Genomic DNA, 5,235 nt, shown 5'->3' on the forward strand with positions numbered 1-5,235 from the left:
AGATTATTGAGGCCGACGCCGTCATTTGTACAGTTCCGGTTGGCGCACTCCAGAACATTGATTTCGTGCCGGCCCTATCGGAGCCGATCCAGAAGGTCGTCAACGACAAGTGGAATGCCACCGGTGCCAAGATCTGGATCAAAGTGAAAGGTCACCAGAAGTTCCTCGGCTACGCGCCCAAGCCTGCCAAGATCGCCGTTCTGCGTTCGGAGTACTTCATGGACGACGATACGACGATCCTCGTTGGCTTCGGACACAACAACGAGATCATCGATCTCGAGTCAGTCGAAGAGGCGCAGGCCGTCATCAACCAGTGGCGAGACGACATCGAAGTCGTCGATACCACCGGCCACAACTGGGTAGCTGACAAGTGGATCGGTCAGGTCTGGGGCACCGTCCGTAAGGGCCAGTTCATTGATGGCTGGTCACATTTCGACGACGTCGATTCTCGCCTGTACTTTGCAGGGTCCGACTACGCCTATGGCTGGCGTGGCGTCTGCATCGACGGCGCTCTCGAAAAGGGCACAGGCGTTGCCCGCGAGGTGATTAGCGAGCTTCGATAGCGCGCTAATCGGAACGTTAGGTGAGTAATATGACTCAAACACCGCACGTCGAAGAGACGTCACTTAAGACAGGAAAGCTCGGCACTGGAGCCGTTGCTTTCATGATCATCGCGGCCTCCGCGCCGCTCACGGTACTAGCCGGTGGAACCCCGACATCGTATGCAGTCTCCGGACTTCTCGGTGTGCCCCTGGGCTTCCTTGCCTTCGGACTGATCATCGGTCTGTTCGCTATCGGTTACGGGCGCATGAGCGCCTACATCCGCAACTCTGGCGCATTCTACGAATACGTCTCGCAGGGTCTTGGTCTTCGACAGGGCATCGCGGCGGCGATTCTTGCACTCGTGTCCTACAACCTCATGCAGATCGGTCTTTACGGAATCTTCGGATTCTCTGCGTCGGCGGCCATCGCTGCCATGACCGGGGTTGTCATTCCGTGGTGGGTCACAGGTGGCGCCGCGTGGCTCCTCGTTGGTCTGCTCGGAATGAGCAATATCGATTTTTCGGCAAAGGTACTCGCGATCTTGGTGACGATTGAGTTCATCGTCGTCATCGGGGCCTCCATTTTCGGTTTTGCAACCGCGCCAGAGGGGATTAGTACCGCACCGCTCGCGCCGGATCAGTTCCTCACCGGTGGCATTGGAGTCCTACTGGCCTTCACAATGGCCGCGTTCATGGGATTCGAATCGGGTGCGATCTACTCGGAAGAGGCAAAAGATCCCGAACGTACGATCTCGCGCGCAACTAATATCGCCGTCATTGTGGTGGCATTGTTCTACGCGGTCTCCGCGTGGGCGATGGCTGTCGGGATCGGCCCCTCGCAGGTGATTGATCAGGCTCGCGAATACGGGCCAGATCTCCTGTTCGTGTGGATCGGCCAGCACAGTCCAGCGATTGCAAACCTCGTGCACGTCCTGTTCGCCACCTCGATCCTTGCGGCGCTCCTCGCGTTCCACAACGCCGCTGCACGGTACTTTTTCGCGCTCGGGCGTTCCGGAGTTCTCCCTGAGGTATTTGCGAAGACGGGTAAATCGGGTGCGCCGATTGTGGGCTCGGGTGCTCAGTCGGTGCTTTCGCTACTCGTCGTTGCGATCTTCGCGATCGCGGGCCTAGGCTCCGAACTTGGCGAGCTCTTCCCGGTGCTGACCCTGTTCACTTGGTTTACCAATGCCGCAGGCTTTGGCATCGTCTTCCTCATGGCTGTCACTTCGATCGCCGTGATCCGATGGGCGAAGGAACACCACCCGGATTTCCATCCGTTCGTGCGTTTGGTGGCTCCGGCGCTCGCGGCAGCGGGTCTGGCAGTCGTAACGGTCTTGATCCTCATGAACTTCGACATCATGATCGGAGACACGGGTCCAGCTGCTCTGGTCTGGGTCATGCCTGGAGTGGTGCTGGGCTCTGGCCTGATTGGCCTAATCTGGGGCGAGTTCCTGCTCAAGCGGGGTCGTATCCGGTCGGTTGACGGTGAGCTGGATACGGGTGACGTAGTCTCCGAGTCAGATGAGCGGATTGGCGCACCGAAGACGCCGACTCCGACTCTCAATCCCTAAAACGTTTTCGGCGATCGTCCGGCTCGCGCGCTTTGGCTGAGGCGCGCAGGCCGGACGATGTGAACGACGCCGGCGCCTAGGCCCCGAGGATTCGCTTGCGGAATTCTCGGGGCGTTTCTCCGTATTCGGTCTTGAACACGCGCGAGAGGTGGGCGGCTGTCATGATGCCGTAGCGTTCACCAATTTCTTTGACGGAGAGGTCGGCGTTGTTGGGGTTGGCCAGATCCCGGCGGATCCGCTCGAGCCGAGCACGCTTGATGTAGTTACCCACGGATTGGCCAGCCTCGGAGAACTGGCTGTGAAGGTGACGCACCGAGATGAACAGCGCCTCGGCCACGATCGTCGGGCCGAGGTCCGGATCGGATAGACGGGCGTCTATATATTCGGCTGCGCGCTCGACGACCTCCGAACTCGGCGGCCCATCCGAGCTCAATTCCTCGGAGAAAACGGCGATGAGCATGTCGATGGCTGAGCGGAGGAGGGAGCCGGCATGCGGCCCCTCCAGCACCTCAAAGTTGATGGCAAGCTGCTCGAACAGGGGAATGGCGACCTTGCCCAGCCGGTCATCTTTTGTGATCGGCAGAGCGGTAATCCGCTTCATGGCAGAGGGTGAGACCTGCACGTACTCGGCCGGGAACTGCATAATGAGTGAGCGCTGCGGGGCGGGATAGTTCAAAACATAGGGGATGTGCGAGTTGTAAATGGCGAGCATCCCGGGTTCAAGGAGCGCCTCGCGGTCGTACTGAGTTAACGATGAGTTGCCCTCGATTTGAAGGCTGAGCTTGTAGGTGGCCGGGTCCGTCGGCTTGATGAAGGACGCGTTGCGATCCACGGTGTGCGGGGGAGTGCGCATGTCGAACAGGTGGATATCGCCCACGTGCGTCAGGGAAACGTCGGCGCGAAAATCCTCGATCGGCGTCGTGATCTTCATGGCTCCGAACTGGCCAGAAGCGAGCGCGCGCAACTGCGAAAGATCGACGTCCATAGATCCTCCTTGCCGCGTCGTGCTCCTGCGGCCAGCGGGCCCAAGCAGAAAACATCAAGTTTTGTGCGCTCGGCGTCAATGGCGGCGCACCGGTACTGGTCATACTACTCGTAATGAATCCGTGAGATTGAAAGTAGGTTACGATGACGTCCCTATCTAATGCATCTGAACTTCTTGACGCGATCCAGCCTGCCGACGGCGGCCAGAACGTTCTTGATCCGGCCACCGGCGAGCTGGTCGGCCGCGCCCCAGTCCACACTGTTGAGGACCTGAACGAGGCGGTTGACCGCGCGAAGGCCGCGCAGCGCGGCTGGGAAGGGCTTGGCCATGCCAAGCGTTCCGAGCTCATGCACCAGGCCGCCGACGCCATCGAGGCCAACGCGGAGGCGCTTGCCGAGCTGCTCTCGCGCGAGCAGGGCAAGCCGCTCGATGGCCCGAACGCCCGTTTTGAGGTCGGCGCGTGTGCCGTGTGGCTGCGCGCCGCTGCCGACACCCCGTTGGAGCCGGAGACCCTCTTCGACGACGAGTCGGGCACCGCGACTCTCACCTACCGCGCTCTAGGCGTGGTCGGCGCGATCGGCCCGTGGAACTGGCCGATGATGATCACGGTGTGGCAGATCGCGGGCTCGCTGCGCATGGGCAACACCGTGGTGGTCAAACCCTCCGAGTACACGCCGCTGTCGGTGCTGGGCCTCGTTCACGTCATCAACACCGTTTTGCCCGAGGACGTCCTGCACGTCGTGGCTGGCGACCGCGAGGTCGGCGCCGCGATGTCGACCCACCCTGGCTTCGCCAAGATCATGTTCACCGGATCCACCGCGACCGGAAAGAAGATCATCGAGTCCTCGGCTGGCAACCTGCCGCGCCTGACGATGGAGCTCGGCGGTAACGACGCCGGCATCGTCCTCGACGACGTCGACCCGCAGGCAATCGCGGGCGACCTCTTCTGGGGAGCGTTCATCAACACCGGCCAGACGTGTGCCGCGATGAAGCGCCTGTACGTTCCGGACGCCATCTACGACGACGTCGTCGAGGCTCTGGCCGACGTCGCGGCGAACACGCCGATGGGCGTGGGTGTGGACGAGGGCAACGTTCTTGGGCCGCTGCAGAACAAGGCTCAGTTCGACGTTGTGGACAGGCTCGTGAAGTCCGCAGCGGAATCCGGTGCCCGCATCGTGCTTGGCGGCAATCCGGACTACGACGCGCCGGGCTACTTCTACCCGACGACGCTCGTGGCGGACATCGACAAGGACAATCCGCTCGTCGTGGAAGAGCAGTTCGGCCCGGCGCTGCCCATCATCCGTTACACGGATCTGGAGGAAGCGATCGAGGAGGCCAACAAGCTCGAGGTTGGACTCGGCTCGTCCGTTTGGTCGGCCGATCGCGAGCGCGCCCTCGACGTGGCCTCTCGCCTCGAGGCTGGCACCACGTGGATCAACTCCCACGGTGGCGTTGACCCCCGCGTGCCGTTCGGCGGCGTCAAGGGCTCGGGCTACGGCCTTGAGTTCGGCGTCGACGGCCTGAAGGCTGTGGCACGCCCCCACGTCATCAACGGTTAATTACGACAGGAATCACCAGCAGTGTGGCTGGAAAGAAAGGCACGGATATGTCCAACTACATCGTTGTAGGAGCCGGTTCTGCCGGCAATGTTATTGCTCGCCGACTTCTTGACGCCGGTCACGGCGTAACCATTGTGGAAGCCGGCGGATACGACACGAACCCCATCATCGATAACGTGTGGGAAGCGGGAGCGCTGTGGGGTGGCCCAGAAGACTGGGCGTACGTGACCACGGAACAGCCAGGCTGCCACAACCGCCGCCTCAATATTCCACGTGGCAAGGTCATGGGCGGATCGCACGCGCTCAACGCGACGATCTGGGTGCGCGGACATGAGCGCGACTTCGACACGTGGGAGTACCTTGGGTGCCCCGGCTGGGGGTGGGATGAGGTCGAGCCCATCTATGAATCGATCGAGAACTACGATCGCGGGGGAGATGGCCGCGGAACCGAGGGCGTCCTAGACATCGTGGGCGATTTCGATATGAACCCGATTCAAGATGCGATCGTGGACGCCGCCCAGCAGTGGGGGTTGCCGAAGAACGAGGACTATAACTCGGGCGAGCTCGATGGAATATCC

The 5,235-nt window shown here is 61.3% G+C and carries 5 protein-coding genes; 4 read left to right on the top strand and 1 reads right to left on the bottom strand.

Going from position 1 to position 5,235, the window contains the following annotated elements; translation table 11 throughout:
- Both ACHFFR_RS03130 and ACHFFR_RS03135 read left to right on the top strand, forming a co-directional pair.
- Nucleotides 1–563: FAD-dependent oxidoreductase (locus tag ACHFFR_RS03130; RefSeq protein ID WP_394262819.1), on the top strand; the 563-nt coding region annotated here is incomplete at its 5' end.
- Between the two features lie 29 nt (nt 564–592).
- The gene (locus tag ACHFFR_RS03135) at nt 593–2,113 is read left to right on the top strand and encodes an APC family permease (RefSeq protein ID WP_394262820.1); all 1,521 of its coding nucleotides are present in this window, start codon (nt 593–595) and stop codon (nt 2,111–2,113) included.
- A gap of 76 nt (nt 2,114–2,189) precedes the next feature.
- Here the strand turns inward: ACHFFR_RS03135 and ACHFFR_RS03140 are convergent, their stop codons facing one another.
- Nucleotides 2,190–3,098 (bottom strand): helix-turn-helix domain-containing protein, encoded by a 909-nt coding sequence (locus ACHFFR_RS03140; protein ID WP_394262821.1) that lies wholly within the window; start codon nt 3,096–3,098, stop codon nt 2,190–2,192.
- A gap of 143 nt (nt 3,099–3,241) precedes the next feature.
- On the opposite strand from ACHFFR_RS03140, the gene ACHFFR_RS03145 reads away from it, so the two are divergent.
- Nucleotides 3,242–4,657, top strand: a complete 1,416-nt coding sequence (locus ACHFFR_RS03145) for an aldehyde dehydrogenase family protein (protein WP_394262822.1) — start codon at nt 3,242–3,244, stop codon at nt 4,655–4,657.
- Nucleotides 4,658–4,704: 47 nt separating this feature from the next.
- Nucleotides 4,705–5,235: GMC family oxidoreductase N-terminal domain-containing protein (locus ACHFFR_RS03150; protein WP_394262823.1), on the top strand; the 531-nt coding region annotated here is incomplete at its 3' end.

This window comes from Trueperella sp. (assembly GCF_043424875.1).
Taxonomy (GTDB): Bacteria; Actinomycetota; Actinomycetes; order Actinomycetales; family Actinomycetaceae; genus Trueperella.